Origin of the sequence: Nocardioides sp. 31GB23 (assembly GCF_040012395.1) — a bacterium.
Taxonomy (GTDB): Bacteria; Actinomycetota; Actinomycetes; order Propionibacteriales; family Nocardioidaceae; genus Nocardioides; species Nocardioides salarius.
This window is the reverse complement of sequence record NZ_JBDYKJ010000020.1, coordinates 45728-66166: the sequence shown is the minus strand read 5'-3', so window position 1 is coordinate 66166 and position 20439 is coordinate 45728. Positions and strand designations below refer to the sequence as shown.

19 protein-coding genes and 1 tRNA gene are annotated in these 20439 nt (G+C 73.9%); 11 read left to right on the top strand and 9 right to left on the bottom strand.

Translation table 11 applies throughout. The features are described from left to right. Positions 1-254: 254 nt before the first annotated feature. On the bottom strand, positions 255-713 hold the full coding sequence (locus tag ABKW28_RS08590) for a cell division protein CrgA (RefSeq protein WP_348608277.1): 459 nt from the start codon (positions 711-713) through the stop codon (positions 255-257). Between the two features lie 89 nt (positions 714-802). Here ABKW28_RS08590 and ABKW28_RS08585 point away from each other — a divergent pair, with 89 nt between their 5' ends. After that, positions 803-1627, top strand: a complete 825-nt coding sequence (locus ABKW28_RS08585) for a DUF881 domain-containing protein (protein ID WP_348608274.1) — start codon at positions 803-805, stop codon at positions 1625-1627. Positions 1628-1663: 36 nt separating this feature from the next. On the opposite strand, the gene pknB is transcribed toward ABKW28_RS08585, so the two are convergent. The 7 genes from pknB to ABKW28_RS08550 are packed head-to-tail and all read right to left on the bottom strand — an operon-like array spanning position 1664 to position 10518. Continuing rightward, entirely contained in the window at positions 1664-3493 is a 1830-nt protein-coding gene (gene pknB / locus ABKW28_RS08580) for a Stk1 family PASTA domain-containing Ser/Thr kinase (protein WP_348608271.1), read from the bottom strand. Further along, entirely contained in the window at positions 3490-5091 is a 1602-nt protein-coding gene (locus tag ABKW28_RS08575; protein ID WP_348608268.1) for a protein kinase, read from the bottom strand. Before ABKW28_RS08575 ends, pknB begins: the two co-directional genes overlap by 4 nt. Next, entirely contained in the window at positions 5088-6590 is a 1503-nt protein-coding gene (locus ABKW28_RS08570) for a penicillin-binding protein 2 (protein WP_348608265.1), read from the bottom strand. Before ABKW28_RS08570 ends, ABKW28_RS08575 begins: the two co-directional genes overlap by 4 nt. After that, the gene (locus tag ABKW28_RS08565) at positions 6587-8011 is read right to left on the bottom strand and encodes an FtsW/RodA/SpoVE family cell cycle protein (RefSeq protein ID WP_348608262.1); all 1425 of its coding nucleotides are present in this window, start codon (positions 8009-8011) and stop codon (positions 6587-6589) included. Before ABKW28_RS08565 ends, ABKW28_RS08570 begins: the two co-directional genes overlap by 4 nt. After that, entirely contained in the window at positions 8008-9330 is a 1323-nt protein-coding gene (locus ABKW28_RS08560; protein ID WP_193670549.1) for a protein phosphatase 2C domain-containing protein, read from the bottom strand. The genes ABKW28_RS08565 and ABKW28_RS08560 overlap by 4 nt, the downstream gene beginning before the upstream one ends. After that, positions 9327-9812, bottom strand: a complete 486-nt coding sequence (locus ABKW28_RS08555) for an FHA domain-containing protein (RefSeq protein ID WP_193670548.1) — start codon at positions 9810-9812, stop codon at positions 9327-9329. The genes ABKW28_RS08560 and ABKW28_RS08555 overlap by 4 nt, the downstream gene beginning before the upstream one ends. Then, positions 9805-10518 (bottom strand): DUF3662 and FHA domain-containing protein, encoded by a 714-nt coding sequence (locus ABKW28_RS08550; RefSeq protein WP_193670547.1) that lies wholly within the window; start codon positions 10516-10518, stop codon positions 9805-9807. The genes ABKW28_RS08555 and ABKW28_RS08550 overlap by 8 nt, the downstream gene beginning before the upstream one ends. Before the next feature lie 187 nt (positions 10519-10705). Between ABKW28_RS08550 and ABKW28_RS08545 the strand changes: the two genes are divergently transcribed. From ABKW28_RS08545 to ABKW28_RS08500, 10 genes are all read left to right on the top strand, one after another. Next, positions 10706-10792: transfer RNA gene (locus ABKW28_RS08545), tRNA-Leu, on the top strand. Between the two features lie 114 nt (positions 10793-10906). Beyond that, positions 10907-11890 carry an SDR family NAD(P)-dependent oxidoreductase gene (locus ABKW28_RS08540; RefSeq protein WP_348608259.1) on the top strand — a complete coding sequence of 328 codons (984 nt, stop codon included), beginning with the start codon at positions 10907-10909 and terminating at the stop codon, positions 11888-11890. An 81-nt stretch (positions 11891-11971) separates the two neighbouring features. Next, on the top strand, positions 11972-12733 hold the full coding sequence (locus ABKW28_RS08535; RefSeq protein WP_348608256.1) for a DUF4129 domain-containing protein: 762 nt from the start codon (positions 11972-11974) through the stop codon (positions 12731-12733). Positions 12734-12916: 183 nt separating this feature from the next. Then, a complete protein-coding gene (locus ABKW28_RS08530; RefSeq protein WP_348608253.1) occupies positions 12917-13198 on the top strand; it encodes a hypothetical protein in 282 nt (93 codons plus the stop codon). A gap of 1 nt (position 13199) precedes the next feature. Then, on the top strand, positions 13200-14171 hold the full coding sequence (locus ABKW28_RS08525) for a MoxR family ATPase (RefSeq protein WP_341231420.1): 972 nt from the start codon (positions 13200-13202) through the stop codon (positions 14169-14171). Further along, entirely contained in the window at positions 14168-15460 is a 1293-nt protein-coding gene (locus ABKW28_RS08520; protein ID WP_348608250.1) for a DUF58 domain-containing protein, read from the top strand. The genes ABKW28_RS08525 and ABKW28_RS08520 overlap by 4 nt, the downstream gene beginning before the upstream one ends. Before the next feature lie 11 nt (positions 15461-15471). After that, complete coding sequence (locus ABKW28_RS08515) at positions 15472-15987, top strand: hypothetical protein (protein ID WP_348608247.1); 516 nt, start codon at positions 15472-15474, stop codon at positions 15985-15987. A 70-nt stretch (positions 15988-16057) separates the two neighbouring features. Beyond that, a complete protein-coding gene (locus ABKW28_RS08510; protein ID WP_348608244.1) occupies positions 16058-16762 on the top strand; it encodes a hypothetical protein in 705 nt (234 codons plus the stop codon). A gap of 113 nt (positions 16763-16875) precedes the next feature. Next, positions 16876-17358, top strand: coding sequence for a glutathione peroxidase (locus ABKW28_RS08505; RefSeq protein ID WP_341230335.1), 483 nt, complete (start codon positions 16876-16878; stop codon positions 17356-17358). Beyond that, complete coding sequence (locus tag ABKW28_RS08500) at positions 17355-17828, top strand: SRPBCC family protein (protein WP_193670523.1); 474 nt, start codon at positions 17355-17357, stop codon at positions 17826-17828. Before ABKW28_RS08505 ends, ABKW28_RS08500 begins: the two co-directional genes overlap by 4 nt. A gap of 169 nt (positions 17829-17997) precedes the next feature. On the opposite strand, the gene ABKW28_RS08495 is transcribed toward ABKW28_RS08500, so the two are convergent. Then, a complete protein-coding gene (locus ABKW28_RS08495; RefSeq protein ID WP_341230336.1) occupies positions 17998-20367 on the bottom strand; it encodes an MMPL family transporter in 2370 nt (789 codons plus the stop codon). Between the last annotated feature and the right edge of the window lie 72 nt (positions 20368-20439).

Genomic DNA, 20439 nt, shown 5'->3' with positions numbered 1-20439 from the left:
CGGCCACCGGCCCACCCTCCCCGGGCGCACATGACCCACGGAAGAGACAGGAGAGCCAGATATGGGCCGGGTCGGCGTTTGGGGCGGGAGCCTGCGGGGGAGGTTGTCCACAGATGAGTCCACAGGTGTGGAGAACTACACGCGTGTGATTCGTCCACAGCGTTGTCCCCAGGTGTGCAGAACCGCCCGCCACCTGACGGTGACGGACGGTCCGGATGAAGCTCTGTGCGGGGGCCCGGAGGGGCCCCTCGGGCTCACTCCCAGCGGGTGGCGAAGACGAAGCCGACGCCCATGAAGGCGATGCCCACGAACAGGTTCGACTGCAGCAGGTCGTTGAAGACCGGGATCTGGTCGAGCTTGTCGTTGGCGAAGACGTAGTAGACGCAGATCCACACCAGGCCGATGAGGAAGCAGCCCAGCATGCCCGCGACCACGCCGCGGCCGCGGCCCATCGGGGTGCTCGGGTGGGCGCTGATGGCCAGGCCGAGGAAGAGCAGCCCGAATCCGATCACGTAGTTCCACCTGACCAGGTCGGCCATCCAGGCCGGGCTGCCCGGCTCGGCCTCGAAGTCGGTGGGGTCGGCGCGCACGCCGAAGTAGTAGTAGAGGACCCACGCGATGCCGGCGACGACCAGCAGCAGCGCCGCCACCGAGCGGGGAGTCACGACCGGGCCCCGCGGCTCGGCCAGCTCGTCCTTGACCTTCTGTCTCACGTCTACTCCTGCAGGTGTGGGCCGCGACGTGCAGCCTGCGGCCCCCGTGGGCTCGGTGCGCCCGCGGGTCGCGGGCTACCTTAGTGGGCATGACGCCGGGTTCCCACGCGAGGCCGACCCCGGGGGAGCCGCCCCCGGGCTGGTGGTCGCGCGTGCGCGCCCGGGCGGGCGTGGTCGCCGGCGGCTCGCCGGAGCGCCGCCGGCCCGCTGGCTGGCGGATCCTGACCCCCACGGTCGTGCTGCTCAGCGGGAGCCTCTTCGCCGTCAGTGCCGTCAGCTCCGACGGCACCGACCTGCGGCCGGGCATCACCGACCTGACGACGCTGGTCAGCTCGGAGGCCGAGCAGTACGAGCAGCTGCGCAGCCGGGTGGAGGCGCTGACCGCGGACGTCAACGACCTGACCGACCGCCTGGCCGACCGCGACGTGGCCCGGGTGCAGGGCCGCATCGAGGAGTACGCCGACCCCGCGGGGCTGGTGCCGGTCGAGGGCGAGGGCGTCACCATCACGCTGACCGACAGCCCGCTCGGCGTCGACGAGACCGACCAGCCCGAGCGCTTCCTGGTCGTGCACCAGCAGGACATCCAGGCGGTCGTCAACGCGATGTGGCGGGCCGGCGCCGAGGCGGTGACGATCCAGGGCCAGCGGGTCGTGTCGACGACCGGCATCAAGTGCGAGGGGCCCTCGGTGACCCTGCACGGGGTGCCCTACCCCCCGCCGTACGTCATCTCGGCCGTCGGCGACCCCGAGGAGCTGGCGGAGTCGGTCGAGGGCGACCGCTACCTCTCGCTCTACCGGCAGCAGTCGGCGCAGGAGGACATCCAGATCGGCTGGGAGGCCTCCTTCGAGGAGGAGGTCGAGGCGCCCGCCTACTCCGGCCTGCTCGACCTGTCGTACGCCGAACCCATCGTCTGATCCGCCCGCGCGTGGTGCCCGTGGGTCGGGCCCCGGTCAGGCGGAGGGCGCGCGCCGACCCCGGCGACCGCCGTTGTTGCCGTTGCCGTTCCCATTCCCGTTCCCGTTGCCGTTGAGCAGGCCGTCGGACGGCGTGGGGTCGTCGGTCGGCTCGTCGGTGGGATCCTCCGCCGGCTCGTCGCTGGGCTCCTCCTCGGAGGGCTCCTCGGTCGGCTCGGGCTCCTGGGCGACGAAGAGGTTGACGTCCTGGCCCTGGCTGAGCCGCTCGCCGGCGGCCGGGATCTGCTCGGTGACGGTGCCGGGCTCGGCCTCGGGATCGGAGTCCTCGCGGATCACCGGGTTGAAGCCCGCGTCGCGGATCTTCTGCTCCGCGACCCGCTGGGCGTCGCCCACGACGTCGGGGACCTTCTCGGGCCCCTCGGAGACGATGACCGTGACCGTCGAGCCGTCCTCGACCTGGGTGCCGGCGGGTGGCTGCTGCTCCAGCACGAGGTTGCGGTCCTCGTCGGAGGAGCGGCGCTGCACGTCGACCTCGAAGCCCTGGCCCTCGAGGGTGGTCACCGCCTGGTCGCGGAAGAAGCCGGTGACCTGGGGGACGGCCACCTCGGGCAGGCCCGCCGAGACGGTCAGCAGCACGGTCGAGCCCGGGTCGACGAAGCTGTCGCCGGAGGGATCCTGGCCGATGACCCGGCCCGCGGGGCGCTCGGAGGTCTCGAACTCGGTGTCGACGCCGAAGCCCTCCTCGCCCAGGATCCTGCTGGCGGCGGCCTCCTGGCGCCCCACCACGTCGGGCACGGCCACCTCGTCGGGCGCGGCCGGGAAGAGGCGTGGCCACAGCAGCACCCCGGCCACGACGAGCCCGATGACCAGCAGCCCGAGCGCGACCAGCCACCCCACGGGGCGGCGCTCCTCCTCGGCGGCGGGCAGCGGAGCCGCCTCGGCGGCCGGCACCGGCCGGGCCGCCACCGCGGTGGCGGTCGCCGGCAGGGGCGGCGGTGGGGTCGCCTGCACCGGGCGCCCGGCCAGGTAGCGCTCGATGTCGGTGCGCATCGCCGCCGCGGACTGGTAGCGGTCCTCGACCCGCTTGGCCAGCGCCTTCATCACGATGGCGTCGACCTCGGGCGGCAGGTCGGTGTCGTGGTCGGACGGCGGCTGGGCCTGCTCGCGCACGTGCTGGTAGGCCACCGCGACCGGCGAGTCACCGACGAACGGCGGCCGCCCGGTGAGGAGCTCGTAGAGCAGGCAGCCGGCGGAGTAGACGTCGGAGCGGGAGTCGACGGTCTCGCCGCGGGCCTGCTCGGGAGACAGGTACTGCGCGGTCCCGACCACCGCGGCGGTCTGGGTCATCGTCGAGGAGGCGTCGCTGATGGCGCGCGCGATCCCGAAGTCCATCACCTTGACGTCGCCGGTGGGCGTGAGCATCACGTTGCCGGGCTTGATGTCGCGGTGGATGATCCCGGCCCGGTGGCTGTAGTCGAGCGCGGCCAGCACGCCGCTGGTGATCTCGAGCGCCCGCTCGGGGAGGATCTTGCGGCCCTCGCGCAGGATGTCGCGCAGGGTGCGCCCGGCGACGTACTCCATCACGATGTAGGGCTGCTGGACCCCGGAGCCGTCGGTGGCCTCCTCCTCGCCGGTGTCGTAGACGGCCACGATCGCGGGGTGGTTCAACGAGGCCGACGACTGCGCCTCGCGGCGGAAGCGGGCCTGGAACGTGGCGTCGCTGGCCAGGTCGGTGCGCAGCCGCTTGACGGCCACCACCCGTCCGAGCCGCTCGTCGGTGCCCTTGCGGACCTCGGCCATGCCGCCGCGGCCGAGCATCTCGCCGAGCTGGTAGCGCCCGCCGACGGTGGAAGGGGTGCCGCTCATCCGGTGGCTCCGTCCGTGGGGTTCGCCTCGGTGGGCGTCGCGTTGGGCGTCGCGGACGGCTCGGTCGGCGTGGGGTCCTCGGTCGGGGTGGGCTCGGGAGCCTGTCCCCAGTAGCGCACGGTGACGGTGTCGCCCTCCTGCAGGGAGCCGGTCGGGTTCACCGACTCCACGGCGCCCTCCTCCTGCGTGCCGTCGTTGTCGAGCTCGTCGAGGGTCACCGAGAGGCCCTTCCCGCGCAGGTCGGCCTCGACCTCGCCGACCGGGCGTCCGACGTAGTCGGAGGCGACGACCTCGACGGTGGCGGGCTGGGTCGCGGTCGGGGTCGGCGGGGTGGGGGTCGGCTCGGCGGACGACGTCGTCGGCGACGGCTCCCGGGTGGGCTCCTCGGCCGGCTCCTCGTCGTCGCCGCCGGTCACCAGCAGCACGATGATCAGGGCGCCGACGGCGGCCAGCAGCAGCACCATCAGCACCACCGCCCACGGGCCGCGGCCGGACCGGCCGGAACCGGCGGTGCCCGTGGGCGTGCCCGTGGTCGTGCCGGTCGTGCCCGTCGTGCCGGTCGCGGGGGTGCCGTGCACCGGGGTGGCCGGGGCCGACCCGGCAGCCGCGCCGGCGGCGAGCCCCGCGGCGGCGCCCGCGCCCGCCCCGGCGGCCGGCAGCACCTGGGTGGAGCCGGGGGAGGGCTGGTCGACGACCGCGGTCGGGGCGTCAACCGCTCCGGCGGCACCACTGGGGTCGCGCAGGGCCGCGGCCATGGCGGTCGCGCCGGGCCAGCGCTCGCCCGGATCCTTCGCCAGCGCGCGGCGTACGACGGCCGCGAGCGGTGCCGGCACCTCGTCGGGCAGCTCGGGCACGGGCTGGTTGAGGTGCGCCAGCGCCGTGGTCACCGGCGAGTCGGTCTGGAAGGGGCGTCGCCCCGCGAGGCACTCGAAGGCCACCACCCCGAGCGCGTAGACGTCGGAGGCGGCTGTCGCGGTCTGGCCGCGGGCCTGCTCGGGCGAGAGGTACTGGGGGGTGCCCATCACCTGGCCGGTCTGGGTGACGCCGACCGCCTCGGCGGCCCTCGCGATGCCGAAGTCGGTGACCTTGACCCGGCGGTCGGGGGTGACGAGCAGGTTGGCGGGCTTGACGTCGCGGTGCACGATGCCGGCGGCGTGCGCGGCGGCCAGCGCGGTGGCGGTCTGGGCCAGGAGGTCGGAGGCGACCTCGGGATCCATGGGCTGCCCGGGGCGCAGCAGCGCCGAGAGCGGCTGGCCCTCGACCAGCTCCATCACCAGGTAGGGCTGGGCCATCGTCGAGCCGGCCCGCTCGCCCGCCTCCCCGAAGTCGTAGACCGCGGCGATGCCCGGGTGGTGCAGCGACGCGGCGTGCTGGGCCTCGGTCTCGAAGCGGCGCCGGAACTCGGGGTCCTCGGCGTACTCGGGCTTGAGCAGCTTGACGGCCACCGAGCGCCCCAGCGTGGTGTCGGTGCCGCGCCACACGGTGCCCATGCCACCGGTGGCCAGCAGCGAGTCGAGGCGGTAGCGGCGCGCGTCGTCGGCGAAGCGCTCGTCGTCGTCGCCGGTGGGCAGCACGCCGGTGGGGGTGTCGTCGCTCATCGGTTGATCACCGCCTCCATCACAGCCTTGGCGATCGGGCCGCCCAGCAGGCCGCCGGCGATCTCGCCGCGGGCCCGGCCGGGGGCGTCCTGGATCATCACCGCGACGGCCACCTCGGGGTCGTCGGCGGGCGCGAACGAGACGAACCAGGCGTACGGCGCCACGTCGTCCTGGCCGCTCTGGGCGGTGCCGGTCTTGCCGGCGACCTGGATGCCCGGGATCGCGGCCGGGCTGGCGGTGCCGTTGTCGACGGTGGAGACCATCAGCTCGGTCAGCTGGTCAGCCGTGGAGGCCGAGACCGCCTCGGAGAGCTCCTCCTCGTCGGTGGCGTCGATCTGGTCGAACTCGGGGCTCTGCACCTCGTCGACCAGGTAGGGCTTCATCACCGAGCCGTCGTTGGCGATGCCGGCCACGACCATCGCCATCTGCAGCGGGGTCGCGGCGACCTCGAACTGGCCGATGCCGCTCTGGCCGGTCTGCGGCTCGTTCATGCCCTCGGGGAAGCGCGAGGTGGCCTGGGGCAGCAGGTCCTCGAAGTACTGCTGGTTGAAGCCGAACGCCTCGGCCTGCTCCTGCATCGTCTCGGCGCCCAGGTCGACGGCCAGCCGCGCGAAGGTGGTGTTGCAGGAGTTCTCCATCGCCTGGGCGAAGGGGATCCTGTCGGAGCCGCAGTCGCGGCCCTCGTTGTCGATCAGGCCGGAGTCGTCGCTGGTCAGCGGCAGCTGGTAGCTCGGCCCACCGGGCACGAGGTCGTCGGCCTCGTAGTCGCCGCTCTCGATCGCGGCGGCGGCGGTGACGATCTTGAAGGTCGAGCCGGGAGGCAGGGTGGTCTGGATCGACCGGTTCAGCAGCGGCTCGTCGTCGTCGGCCTCGAGCCGCTCGGCGGCGGCGTTGACCTCGCCGAGGTCGTGGGAGGCCAGGGCGTTGGGGTCGAAGGTGGGCAGCGAGACCATCGCCAGCACCTTGCCCGAGCGCGGCTCGATCGCCACGACGGAGCCCTCGCCCTCGGGGCCGACCACGGCGCGCAGGCCGTCGTACGCCGCCTGCTGGGCCGCCGGGTCGATGGTGAGCTGGACGTTGCCGCCCTGGCTCTCCTTGTTGCTGAGCAGGTCGACGAGCCGGGTCACGAAGAGCCGGTCGTCCTCGCCGGAGAGCAGCTCGTTGTAGGTCTGCTCGACGCGCTGCTGGCAGCCCTCGCAGGTGGCCGGCTGGGCGTTGTAGAAGTTGAACCAGCCGGTGAGGTGGCTGTAGAGCAGCGGCTTGAGGTAGGTGCGCTGGTAGTCGTAGCGGTCGTCGACCGGCTCGCTGCGCGCGATCGGGTCGTTGCCGACCAGGATCGCACCGCGCTGCTGGGAGAAGCGCTCGTCGAGGGCGCGGCGGTTGTTGGGGTCGTCGTTGAGCCCGTCGGCGCGCCAGAACTGCAGGTAGGTGACGTTGGCCAGCAGCGCCACGAAGAGCAGCAGGCAGAAGACCGAGATCGTGCGGATCGGCTTGTTCATCGCTGGACCCTCACCACCTGGGTGTCGTCGTCGGAGCCCTGGTCGGCGCCGCCCGAGAGGTCGGGCAGCGGTCGCCGGGCGAGGTCGGAGACGCGCAGCAGCAGCGCGACGATGACCCAGTTGGCCACCAGCGAGCTGCCGCCGTAGGACAGGAACGGCGTGGTCAGGCCGGTCAGCGGGATCAGCCCGGTGACGCCGCCGACGACCACGAAGACCTGGAGCGCCAGGACCGCCCCGAGCCCCGCGGCCAGCAGCTTGCCGAAGCCGTCGCGGGAGATCAGCGCCGCGCGCAGCGCGCGCTCCACGATGATGCCGTAGAGGACGAGCACGGCCATCAGGCCGGTCAGGCCGAGCTCCTCGCCGATGGCCGCGACGATGAAGTCGGACTCGGCGAAGGGCACCCGGCCCGGGTCGCCGTCGCCGAAGCCGCGGCCGATCAGCCCGCCCCAGGCCATGCCGAAGAGCGCCTCGAGCGGCTGCTCGCCGCGCCCGTCGGTGCCGGCGCCGTAGTGGGAGAACGGGTCGAGCCAGATGTCGACACGGGTCTGGACGTGGCCGAAGATCCGCCACGCGGCCAGGGCGCCGCCGAGGAACAGCGCGCCGCCGACCACGAGCCAGCCCGGGCGCTCGGTGGCGACGTAGAGCATCACCAGGAAGAGGCCGAAGAAGAGCAGGCTGGAGCCGAGGTCCTTCTGGAAGACCAGGATGCCCAGGCTGACCAGCCACATGCCCAGCACCGGCCCGAGGTCGCGGCCGCGGGGCAGGTCGACGAAGAGCACCCGGCGCCCGGCCAGGGCCAGCGCGTCGCGGTGCTGGACCAGGTAGCCGGCGAAGGCGACCACGAGCAGCACCTTGGCGACCTCGCCGGGCTGCAGGCTGAAGGGGCCGAGCTGGATCCAGATCCGCGCGCCGCGCACCTCGTTGCCGATCAGCGGCATCATCGGGGTCAGCAGCAGCACGATCGCGCCGAGCCCGCTGGTGTAGGTGAACCGGGTCAGCACCCGGTGGTCGCGCAGCAGCAGCAGGGTGGCGATGAACAGGGCCACCCCGACGCTCATCCAGGTCAGCTGGCGCGAGGCGAAGCCGCTGCCCTGGTCGAGGTCGATGCGGTGGATCACGGCCAGCCCGAGGCCGTTGAGCGCGGCCACGACCGGCAGCAGCACCGGGTCGGCGTACGGCGCCACCAGGCGCACCACGACGTGGCAGGTGATGATCAGCGCGGCCAGCCAGCCGCCGTAGCCGACCAGGTCGGCGGGCACGCTCTCCTGGACGCCGACACCCACCGCGGCGTAGGCGCCGATGCCGACCATCAGCGCCAGGACGAGCAGGAACAGCTCGGCGCCGCGGCGGCGGCGGTGCACGAAGGCCAGGGGGCCGGAGGGGCCCGAGGGCCCTGCAGAGGCGGGGGAGGTGGTCGTCACTGCGCCACCTCGCCGGTCTCGGGGGACATCTCGCCGGCCAGGTTGTCGACGATCGCCTCGGCGTCGGCGAAGTCGTCGGCGGCGATGCCGTCGCGCACGCCCTCGGAGACGAAGGCCGGCAACCGGTCGAGCTCGACGTTGGTGGTCGCGAACGGCTCGGAGAGGTCGACCCCGGGCAGGCTGGTGTTGACGCCGCGGAAGATCACCACGGTGCCGTCCTGCTCGCCGACGTAGTACTGCGCCTGGCTCCACGACCAGGCCGCCGCGGCGACCATCCACACCACGCCCGCGGCGATGAGCAGGCCCAGCAGGCGGCGCACCCAGAAGAACCGGGCGGGCTCGCGGGGCGCGTAGCGGGCGGTCTCGGGGTCGATCGGGTCGCTGGGGATGGCGTGCACGTCGTCGGGCAGGTCGGGCAGGTCGGCCTGCACCGGCTCCAGCTCGCCGGTGTCGCCCGAGCGGTGGCCGCGGAAGATGCCGGTGGGCCGGGGGCCCTTGGGGGCGCGGCGGCGCAGCTCGGCGGCGGCGCCGACGAGCATCGGCTGCAGCTCGGCGAGGTCGTCGGCCCGCGCGGCGGCGGCCTCCTCGTCGAGCACGTCGGCGACCACGCAGGTGACGTTGTCGGAGGAGCCGGCCTCGAGGCTGGCGCGCACCAGCTCGACGGCGGCGTAGTCGGGGGTGCCGGTGGAGAGCACGTCGGCCAGGCGGGCGTCGTCGAGCACGCCGCTGGCGCCGTCGGAGCAGACCAGCAGCCGGTCACCGGTCTGCAGGTCGGCCAGGAAGAGGTCGGGCTCGGCCTCGTGCACGCCGTCGAGGGCCTTGAGGATCAGGTTGCGGTGCGGGTGGACCCGCGACTCGGGCTCGGTGATCCGTCCCTCGTCGATGAGGCTCTGCACGAACGTGTGGTCGTGGGTGATCTGGCTGATCTCCCCGGCCCGGTAGAGGTAGGCGCGGCTGTCGCCGATGTGGCCGACCCCCATGCGCTGGCCGTCGAAGTACAGGACGGTCGCGGTGGTGCTGGTGCCGTTGAGGGCGGGGTCGTCGTCGACGATCTCGCCGATGCGGTCGTGGGCGCGGTGCAGCGCACCGGCGACGCGGCCCAGCAGGTCGTCGGGGCTCAGCTCCCCCGGCGGGTCCTCGTCGAGGCGGCGCAGCTGCTGCACGGCGGTGCCGCTGGCGATGTCGCCGCGGGCGGCGCCGCCCACGCCGTCGCAGACGGTGAGCAGCCACGGGCCGGCGTACCCGGAGTCCTGGTTGTCCTTGCGGACCCGCCCGACGTCGGAGATCGCTGAGTAGTGGAGCCGGAGCGGGCCGCTCACTTGCGCAGCTCCAGGATCGTCTTGCCGATGCGCACCTGGGTGCCCATGGTGATCGTGGTGGGCTGGGTGATGCGGACCGTGCCGATGTAGGTGCCGTTGGTGGAGCCGAGGTCCTCGACGAACCACTGGTCGCCGGAGGCCGCGACCCGGGCGTGCCGGGTGGAGACGTAGTCGTCGTCGAGGCGGATCGCGGCGTCGGAGCCGCGGCCGATGAGCAGGGGGGCGTCGGCGAGGTCGGCGCGCTCGCCGGCGTTGCCGCCCTCGACGACCAGGAGGTGGGTCGGCGCGCCGCGGCGCCTGCTCGGCTTGGCGGCCTTGCTCCGCTTCTCCTTCTTGGCCGGCGGCGCCTGCCCGCCACGGGCGGTCTCGGGCACCCGGGCGCCGAACATGTCGGAGCGGATGACCGAGATGGCGGAGAGCACGAAGATCCACAGCACCGCCAGGTAGGCGATGCGGATCAGCAGCAGGGTCAGCTCAGACATCGGCGTGCTCCTGCTCGATCCGCACCGTCATGGTCGTGTTGCCGATCTTGACCTCGGTGCCGTCGCCGGCCACCGAGCTGGTCATCTTCTGCCCGTCGACCAGCATGCCGTTGGTCGAGCCGAGGTCGCGCACGTCGACGCGCGGGCGCTCGCCGGCGGCGTCGACGCGGAACTCGATGTGGCGCCGGCTGACGCCCGGGTCGTTGATCCGCACGTCGGCGTCGGTGCCGCGCCCGACCACGACGCTGCCCCCGAGCAGCGGGTGGCGGGTGCCGTTGACCTCGAGGAGGGCCTTGGCGCGACCGACCTGGGTGTGGGTGCTGTTGCCGGTGACGCGCGCCTGGGCCTGGCTGCGGATCCGGAACCGGCCGGTGGTCAGGTCGTCGGCACCCTCGAACTCGATGGTGATGGGGCCGGGGAAGGAGTAGGCGTTGGCCTGCGCGTGCTCCTCGAGCTGGCGCACCAGCTCGTCGGCCATCGCGGTGTCGTACGGCGCCAGGCGCTCGAGGTCGGTGCCCGAGAGCTCGACGTGGAAGTCGTTGGGCACCAGGCGCCGCTGGCGGGAGAGGATCTGCGCGTTGTTGTCGCACTCGCGCTGCAGCGCGGCCGCGATCTCCACGGGCTGCACCGCCGAGCGGAACGCCCGGGCGAACGCTCCGGAGATCATCTGCTCGAGCCGCTGCTCGAACCGCTGCAAGGCGCTCACTCGGCCTCCTTCCGTCCTCGGCGACGCGGGGGAGCCGGCTCGTCGTGCAGGCCGACCGGCCCGGCGGGGGTGCCGGGTCGCACCCGATCGTAACGGGGTCGAGCGGTGGGAGTGGGCACCCCCGACCCCCGGGGGCGGCCCGGTTTGGGGAACGGAGAGCCGCTGGGCTAACCTCATCACGCTTCAAGCGCGAGTGGCGGAATAGGCAGACGCGCACGGTTCAGGTCCGTGTGTCCGAAAGGACGTGGGGGTTCAACTCCCCCCTCGCGCACCACCAGCAGTCGAACGGCCGGGCCCCAGGGTCCGGCCGTTCGTGCGTTGCGAGACCTCGCGCACACCGGGGGCACGGGTGAGCGGCGGGCCCGCCCGGCCTGCCTAGGCTCGAGCAATGGACGCCAACGCGCTGCTCACCCGTGCCGTCGACACCGCGCTGGACCGGTCGGTGGTGCTGGGCTACACCTCCATCGGCTCCGGCGTGCGCCGCAGGTTCTGGCCCGCCGACCCCGAACCCGGCGCGCTGGCCGGCAAGCGGGTGCTGGTCACCGGGGCCACCTCGGGGATCGGGGAGGCGATGGCGCGCTCCTTCCTCGACCTCGGGGCGACCGTGCACCTGCTGGGCCGCAACCCCGACAAGGTCGCCGACTACGCCCGCGAGCTGCGCCTCGAGGTGCCGAACGCCGACGTCGTCGAGGAGGTCTGCGACATCAGCGACCTCGACGCCGTGCGCACCTTCGCCACCGACCTGGCCGGGCGCGTCGAGGCGCTGCACGGGCTGGTCCACAACGCCGGGCTGATGCCGCCCGAGCGCACCGAGAGCGCGCAGGGCCACGAGATGTCGCTGGCCGCCCACGTGCTCGGCCCGCACCTGATGACCCACCTGCTGCGCGAGCGCCTGGTCGCCGGGCCCGGCTCGGTGGTGTGGATGAGCTCGGGCGGGATGTACGGCTCGGGGCTGACCACCCGCGACGACGACGAGATCGAGTACCGCCGCGGCGAGTACAAGGGCGTGCAGGCCTACGCCCGCACCAAGCGGATGCAGGTCGTGCTCGCCGACGCCTGGGCCACCGAGCTGGCCGGCACCGGCGTCCTGGTCGAGAGCATGCACCCGGGCTGGGTGCGCACCCCCGGCGTCAGCGAGAGCCTGCCCACCTTCGACAGGGTCGTCAGCCGCCTGCTGCGCGAGCCCGAGGACGGTGCCGACACCGCCGTGTGGCTGGTCGCCACCCGGCCCGCCTCCGGCGGCCAGCACTTCTGGCACGACCGGGCCCAGCGCCCCACCACCTTCGGCTGGCAGCGCGAGCAGGACCCCGACCTGCGCGCACGCCTGCTCGAGTACGTCGCCACGGTCACCGCCACGCCCCGGCTGGGCTGACCCCGGGGTCGCGGCCGAGGGCCCGCCAGGGCGGCGGGCGGCCTCCTTTACCCGGGGTGCCGCCGCCGCTACGTTGGCGCGATGGCGTCTCGGGCTCCTTCGACAGCGGCCGCGCGCACCGCCGTCGTCGCGGTCGCGGGGTGCACGCTGGTGGTGCTGCTGCTGGCGGTCTGGGCCGCCGCCACCGGGCCCGGCGAGGTCCTGCGCGGGGACGGCCCGGGTCGTGTGGTGCTGCCCTCGTCGACCGCGACGACGCCGTCGCTCGCCGACCTGGGAGCCACGGGGGAGCAGCCGCCGCCGCGTGCCGAGGACCAGTCACCGCTGCTGGGCCTGCTGGGGTCGGTGCTCGTGGGCCTGGTCGCGGTCGCGCTGGGGCTCGCCGTGGCGGTGGGAGCGGTGCTGGCCGTGCGTCACCTGCTGCGGCTGCGTCCGCCCGCCGCCGAGCCGGGCGAGCACGTCGACTTCGAGGTCCTGGACGCGCCCTCGCGGGCCGCCCTGCGCGACGCCCTGGCGGCCGACCTCGAGGAGCAGCTCCGCGCGCTGCGCCGCGGGACGCCGAGGAACGCCGTGGTGGCGAGCTGGCAGCGGTTCGAGGAGCTCGCGGCCGCGGCCGGGGTGCCCCGCCGCGCGTCGGAGACCTCCAGCGAGCTGGCCCGGCGGGTGCTCGACCTCGCCGGCGTCGACGCCCACGCGGTGAACGCCCTGGCCGAGGAGTTCCGCGCGGCGCGCTTCAGCCGCCACGAGGTCGGCGAGGACGCCCGGGTGCGGGTCCTCGCGCTGCTGGAGGAGGTGCACGCCGGACTCGGCCCGCGGCCCGGTGTGCGGCCCGGGGGACGGGCGTGACGCGGCGCTGGCGCGCACGGGTGGTGGCGTCGACGGCGCTGGTCGTCGTGGTGGCGCTGGCGCTGCAGGTCGCCGGCTTCGAGCCCGACCCGCTGCGCGTGCTCCTGCTCGGGGCGGTGTGCGTCGCGGCCGCGTGGGTCGTGATTGACGTGCTCGTCGACCCCGCCCGGCTGGGGGGTGGTCGTGGAGCCCGCGGTCGCGGAGCCCGGCGCCGACACCAGGCTGTCGACGTACCGGCGGATGCTGGACAGCCACCTCCAGGGTGCCGCCCCCGACCCGGCCGTGCGGGACGCGCTGGCCCGGCTGGCTCGGGCGGTGCTGGCTCGGCGCCACGACCTGGCGTGGGACGACCCGGCGGCCCGGGAGCGGCTGCACCCCGACCTGCTCGCGGTGCTCGACGCCGCGCCGCGGCGCCTCGACGGCGCCGAGATCGACCGTTGCCTGCACCACATCGAGGAGATCTGAGATGACCCCGTCCCTGACGGTCCAGGAGGCCGGGCGCCGCGCCGGCGACGTCCTCGCCGAGGTGGAGCGCGCCGTGATCGGCAAGCACCACCAGCTCGAGGTCGTGCTGGCCGGGCTGCTGGCCCGGGGCCACGTCCTGCTCGAGGACGTGCCCGGCCTCGGCAAGACCCTGGCGGCACGCTGCCTGGCCCAGGCCCTGGGGCTGGACTTCGCCCGGGCCCAGTTCACCCCCGACCTGCTGCCCGCCGACCTGACCGGCTCCTTCATCTACGACCAGCGCAGCCGCGACTTCGAGCTGCGCCGCGGCCCCGTCTTCACCGGGCTGCTGCTCGCCGACGAGATCAACCGGACCCCGCCCAAGACGCAGGCCGCGCTGCTGGAGGCGATGCAGGAGCGCCAGGTGACCATCGAGGGCCGGACCTTCGTGCTGCCCGAGCCCTTCCACGTGCTCGCCACCGCCAACCCCGTCGAGCACGAGGGCACCTACCCCCTGCCCGAGGCCCAGCTCGACCGCTTCCTGCTGCGGGTCTCCTTCGGCTACCCCTCCGCCGACGAGGAGCACGCCGTGCTGACCGGGCGGCTCGACCGGCGCCGCGAGGAGGTCGTGCTCGACCGGGTCACCGACGCGGCCGGGCTGCTGGCCATGCAGGAGGCCGTGGAGGACGTCGAGGTCGACGAGAGCGTCACCCGCTACTGCGTCGCCCTGTCGACGGCGACCCGCTCGCACCCGCAGGTGCTGACCGGCGCGTCCCCCCGCGGGTCCCTGGCCCTGGTGCTCGTCGCCCGGGCGCTGGCGGTGCTGCGGGGCCGCGACTACGTCGTCCCGGAGGACGTGAAGGCCGTCGCGGTGCCCGTGCTGGCGCACCGCATCACGCTGCGGCCCGAGCTGTGGATGTCGGACGCCTCGACCGAGCAGGTCGTGGCCGCGGTGCTCGCCCAGGTGGCCGTCCCGGCCACGCTGGAGCCCGCGTGACGCGGTGGCGGGCGACAGCCTCCCTCGGCCGGGCGGTGCTGGTCGCGACGACGGCGGGCGCCCTGGCGGTCCTCCTGGGCGACCCGGTGCTGGTGGTGCTGGCCGCACCGCTGGCGCTCTGCGCCGCGCTGGGGCTGCTGCACACCACCCGTTCGCGGCCCCGGGTCGACGTGCTGCTCGACCACTCGGTGCTGCACGAGGGCCAGGGCACGACGTCACGGCTGCGGCTCGAGGACGCCGACGCGGCCGAGCACGTGGCCAGGGTCAGCGGGCGCGCGGCGTACCTGGCGCTGCACCCCGCCGACGGCGTCGTCGGGACCCTGTGGGACCGCAGACGCGGTCTCGACCTCGAGGTGGGCCCACGGCGGTGGGGCCTGCACCGGCCGGCCGAGGAGAAGGTGGCGCTCACGACGGCCTGGGGCGCCTGGCGGTGGGGTCCGGTGGCGCTGACGGCTCCGTCGCTGCGGGTGCTCCCCGGTCGCGCGGCCTTCGACTCCCGGGCCGAGATGCCGCAGCCGGTCGGCCTCGTCGGCGCCCACCGCTCTCAGCGCAACGGGACCGGCACCGAGCCCGCCGGCGTCCGCGGCTTCCAGGTCGGCGACCGGCTGCAGCGGATCGACTGGCGGGTCTCGCTGCGCACCGGCGAGCTGCACGTCGTCTCCACCCGCGCCGAGCAGGACAGCGCAGTGCTGCTGGTGGTCGACGCGCTCGCCGACCACGGCCGCTCCGGGGGGATCGACGGTGAGGCGAGCAGCCTCGACCTCGCGGTCCGCGCCGCGGCCGCCGTCGCCGCTCACGTGGGCCGCGCCGGTGACCGCGTGGGCCTGCGGGTCGTCGGGCCCGCGGCGGCAGCGGTGGCCTACGGGTCCGGAGCCCGCCACCAGCAGCGGATCCTCACCACCCTCGCGGCCGTGCGGCCCGGCCGTGCCGCAGCCCTGTCCGCTGACCGGCTCCGCCTGCGGGTCGCGCCCGGCACCGTCGTCGTGGTGCTCTCGCCGATGCTCGACGAGCTCGTCTCGACGATGACTGCCACCCTGACGCGCAACGGCCTGCCGACGCTCGTGGTCGACACCCTGCCCCCGGTGCTCACCCCGGCGTCGGCCGCGGCCGGGACCGCGGGCGTCGAGGCGCTCGCGTGGCGGATGCGGTGCGTCGAGCGCGACCTGCTGCTCGACGAGGTCGCCGCGCACGGGTGCCCGGTGGTCCCCTGGCGCGGACCGGGCACCCTCGACCAGGTGCTGCGCGGACTCTCCGGGCCGGCCCGGGCCCGCCGGGCGGGTGCCCGGTGAGCGGGTGGCAGGTGAGCCGGTGGCTGGGGGCCGTCGGCGCGGGGCAGTGGACGCTGCGGGCGCTCGTCGCGCTGATGCCGCTGGCGGCCGTGCTGTGCACGATCGGTGCCGGCGAGGGGCCGGCTGCCTGGTTCGTGGTGCTCGTGCTGGTCCTGGGCGTGGGCTGGGCCTGCTTCCCAGAGTCGGCCGCGGGTGCCACGGTGCTGGTGCTGGTCCTCGCCTGGTGGGGCATCGGCCTGCGCGACGGGCTGCACCCGTGGGCGTTGCCGGCCAGCCTGGCCCTGCTGACGGCGCACGTCGCGGCCACCGTGGCGTCGTACGGGCCGGTGAGCATGCCGGTCGACCCGGGCCTGGCGCTGCTGTGGCTGCGCCGGGGCCTGCTGGTCCTCGTGGCGGCGCCCGCGACCTACGCGCTGGCGCTGGTCGTCAGGGACGCCCCACCCGTCGCCGGGGTCTGGCTGGCCGGCGCGGCGGCGGTGGCCGCGGCGGGCACCGCGGCCTCGGTGCTCCTGGGCGGCCCCGACTGACCCGACCGGCCCGACCCGTCTGGCCGACCCGTCTGGGGGGAGCCGGGGGTCGCGGCCGGATACTGGTCGGGTGAGCCGACGACTGAAGACCTGGCTGCTGGTGGGCGTGCTGGTCACGATGATCAACCTGCCGCTGGCCGGCAGCCTGCTGCAGCAGCGCGACCTGGGGGCCAACGGTACCCGGGTCGACGTGCCGGCCCAGCCGGTCACGGTCTCCCCGGAGGCCGGCAGCGACGTCGTCGACCGGTTGGTGGGGGTCTCGCTGCCCGACGCCGTGGTCGAGGCCGTGGTGGGCGAGCAGCGCGAGCAGGACGCCCCCGAGGCGCAGGACGAGCGGGTCGTGGTGTCGCTGGAGCGGCCGGCGTACGACGCGGTGGTGGAGAGCGGGCGCGCCGAGGTCGTCTACCTGCCCGACAACCCGAAGGTCTACCGGGTGACCGGGCGCGACTCTGGCAACGCGGCGCTGCTGACCACGCTGGTCGCCGACGGAGTGCTCGTGGTGCTGGTCGGGCTCTTCCTGCTGCTGCGCCACCGGCTGCGCCCCGAGCTGCGGCTGCTGGCCACCGGCGACCTCGAGACGAGCTCCGACACCGACGGCCTGCTCGAGCGGATCGAGGGCCAGACCTACCGGGTGCGCGGCGCGGTGGCGGCGATCGAGGACGACGAGGTGGTGCTCGAGGTCGGCGACCGGCGGGTCCGGGTGCACCTCGACGGCCACCACAACCCGGCTGGGCACCAGGAGGGCGTCGAGGTCCGCGGCACGATGGTGGGCTGAGCAGGAACTGGCGCCGGCTCGCGGGGAACTGTTGCCGGCTCGCGGGGAACTGGCGCCGGCTCGCGCCCGGTGGGTGGGGCGTCGGCGACCCGGCGGCTGCCACACTGCCTGGCATGACCGCCTTGGACGACTTCAGCGCCCGCAGCATCGACGGCCGGGAGGTGGACCTCGCCGACTACCGCGGCCAGGTCGTCCTCGTGGTCAACACCGCCTCGCAGTGCGGCTTCACCCCGCAGTACCAGGGCCTGCAGCAGCTGCACGACGCCTACGCCGAGCAGGGGTTCAGCGTGCTGGGCTTCCCCTGCGACCAGTTCGGCGGCCAGGAGCCCGGCGAGGACGACGAGATCGCCGGCTTCTGCGAGCGCAACTTCGGGGTCACCTTCCCGCTGTTCTCCAAGGTCGAGGTGAACGGCGACGACGCCCACCCGCTCTACCAGTGGCTGCGCTCGGAGAAGGGCGGGATGCTGGGCAGCAAGATCAAGTGGAACTTCACCAAGTACCTCATCGGGCGCGACGGGTCGGTCGTCGACCGCTACGCGCCCACCACCAAGCCCGAGAAGATCGCCGCCGACATCGAGAAGGAGCTCGCCCGATGACCCGCTTCTCCGCCAGCACCGAGGCCACCGCCGTCGTGAGGGCGACCCGCCAGGAGATCTGGGACCTGCTGGTCGACCCCGACGCGATCGCCGAGATGACGCCCTTCGTCAAGCGGATCACCGCCGACGGCGACCACTGGCGTTGGGAGATGAGCGGCCTCGAGGTGCTGGGCAAGAACGTCTCGCCCGCCTTCACCGAGAAGATGACCTTCACCGACCTCGAGCGCATCGAGTTCCGCCACGACCCGCCCGCCGGCACGACCGAGCGCTCGGCCGTCGAGGGCTGGTACGAGCTCTCCGACGCCGAGGAGGGCACGCACCTGGCGACCAACCTCGAGATCACCCTCGACCTGCCGCTGCCCAAGGTCTCCTCGAAGGCCGTGACCGCGACGATGGGCGGGGTCATCGAGAAGATGGGCGACCGGTTCTCGAAGAACCTGCTCGACCGCCTGGGCACCACCGAGGCCTGAGCGGGCCGGCCGGGCCGGTTCGGGCCGGCTCGGTGGGAAGTCCAGGCCGGGTCAGCGCGAGATCCGGGCCGGGTCAGCGCGAAGTTCGGGCCGGGTCGGCAGCAGCCCCCGGCCGTGGTGGCCGGGGGCTGCTGCGTCGTACGCCGTCACGGTGCGGCGGCGGGGCGGGTCAGACCCGCTGGGTCTGCTCGTCGCTGAGCTCGTCGAGCTCGCCGTCGAGGTCGCCCTCCTCGGCGTGGTAGCCGGGGCCGCGGTCGAGCTTCTCGCCCTCGACGTCGACGTCGGGGAGGATCTTGTCGAGCCAGGCCGGCAGCCACCAGGACCTGTCGCCCATCAGGTAGAGCAGCGCCGGGATCAGCACCATCCGCACCACGAAGGCGTCGAAGACGATCGCGATGGCCAGGGCGAAGCCCATCGACTTGATGATCGCGTCGTCCTGCAGGATGAACGCGGAGAAGACCGCCGTCATGATCGCGGCCGCCGCGGTGACCACGCGCGCCGAGTTGCGGAAGCCGTCGACGATCGCCTCGGGGGTCGACATGCCGTGCACCCGGGCCTCACGGATGCGGGTCACCAGGAAGACCTGGTAGTCCATCGCGAGGCCGAAGACGACGCCGATCAGGAACAGCGGGATGAAGCTGACCAGCGGCTGGCCCTCGACGAACCCGCCCCAGCCGAGCTGGAAGACCGCCACGGTGGCGCCCAGGGTGGCCAGCACCGAGAGCAGGAAGCCCAGGGTCGCGGTGAGCGGCACCAGGATCGAGCGGAACACGATCATCAGCAGGATGAAGGCCAGGCCCACGATGATGGTCAGGTAGACGGGCAGCGCGTCGGCCAGCCGGTCGGAGACGTCGGTGGTGATCGCGGTCAGGCCGGTCACGCCGATGTCGGTGCCGGTGGAGTCCTCGATGTCCGACTCGCCCTCGCGCAGGTCGGTGAGCAGGTCCTGCGCCTCGGCGTCGGCCGGCCCGAACTCGGGCAGCACCTGCACCAGAGCGCCGGTCGCGGCCGCCGCCGGCGTGCCGGGTTCGGCGCTCGGGTCGGCGTTGGTGGCCACGACCTGGGCGTTCTCGACGCCCTCGAGGCCGGTGGCCCACTCGACCACGCCGCCGAAGGCCGCGCCCTGCTCGCCGTCGGCCACGTCACGGGCGTCGACGACGACCAGCAGCGGTGCCTCGCGGCCGGGGCCGAACTCCGCGGAGATGATGTCGGAGGCCTGGCGCTGGGTGGTGTCGCTGGCGGCGGTGGAGTCGGTGGGGAAGGCCAGCTGCAGCTCCTTGAGCGGGATCGCGAGGGCACCGAGGGCCACCACGACCACCAGCACCAGGGCGACCGGGCGCTTGCCGACCCAGCGGGCCCAGCGCACGCCGTTGTTGACGACCAGGCCCTGCTCGTCGCGCTTGGGTGCGTAGCGGCGCACCTGGCCGCCGAAGGCGCGGCGCCCCAGCAGGCCGAGCACGGCGGGCAGCAGCGTGAGCGAGATCAGCACGGCGACGAACACGGTCGCGGCGGCCGCCAGGCCCATCGCGCTGAGGAACGGGATGCCCACGACCGAGAGGGCCGAGAGGGCGATCAGCACGGTCAGGCCGGCGAAGACCACCGCCGAGCCGGCGGTGCCCACCGCGATGCCCACGGCGCGGGCCCGGTCGTCGGTGTGGTGCAGCTCGGTGCGGTAGCGGGCCAGGATGAAGAGCGTGTAGTCGATGCCGACGGCCAGACCGATCATCGTGGCCAGGATCGAGGTGCTGCTCGAGATGTCGACCAGCGCCGTCATGGCGGTCACGCCGGTCAGCCCGATGCCGACGCCGATCAGGGCGGTGATGATCGGCAGCCCGGCGGCCACCAGGGAGCCGAAGGTCAGGATCAGCACGAGCAGGGCCACGCCGATGCCGATGGCCTCGGAGGCCAGGCCGGGGGTGGTGAAGCCGGTCGCGCCGGAGCCGTTGGCCTCGACGACCAGCCCCTGGTCGCGGGCGTCGTCCATGACGTCGTCGAGGGCGTCGAGGGTCGTCATCTCGACCTCGGCGGGGCTGTCGACGTCCCAGGTGTAGGTGATCAGCCCGGTGCGGCCGTCCTCGGTCAGCGGCGAGAGGGCCGCGGCGTTGGTGCGAGCCTGCTCGACCGAGCCGCCGGAGGCCTCGGCCTGCTCGACCAGCATCTGCTCCTGCCCGGCCGCGACCTCGCCCGGGGGCAGGATCTCGACGTCGTCGGGCTGCTGCGGCAGCGCCTCGAGGTCGGCGATGAGCTCCTCGACGACGGCGGCGTTGTCGGGATCGGCCAGGGTCTCGCCCTCGGGCGCCTGGACCACGACGTTGACGTCGGCCTGGTCGAAGGCGCTGGTGGCGCCGGGGAAGAGCTCGGCCTGCAGGTCGGCGGCCTGCTCGGAGGGGATGCCGGGGATGGTGAAGTTGTCCGACATCGGCTTGGAGAAGGCGGCGGCGAGGCCGATGATCACGGCCAGCACGACCACCCACGCGGCGATGAAGAACGGCCAGCGTCGGTAGGCGGTGGTCCCGAGTCGGGCTAGCAGGGTGGCCATGGTGTCTCTCCTGTGGGTGGCACGCTCGTGCCGGTCGTGGGTCTGGGCTGAGTGAGGCAGGGGTCAGGCAGG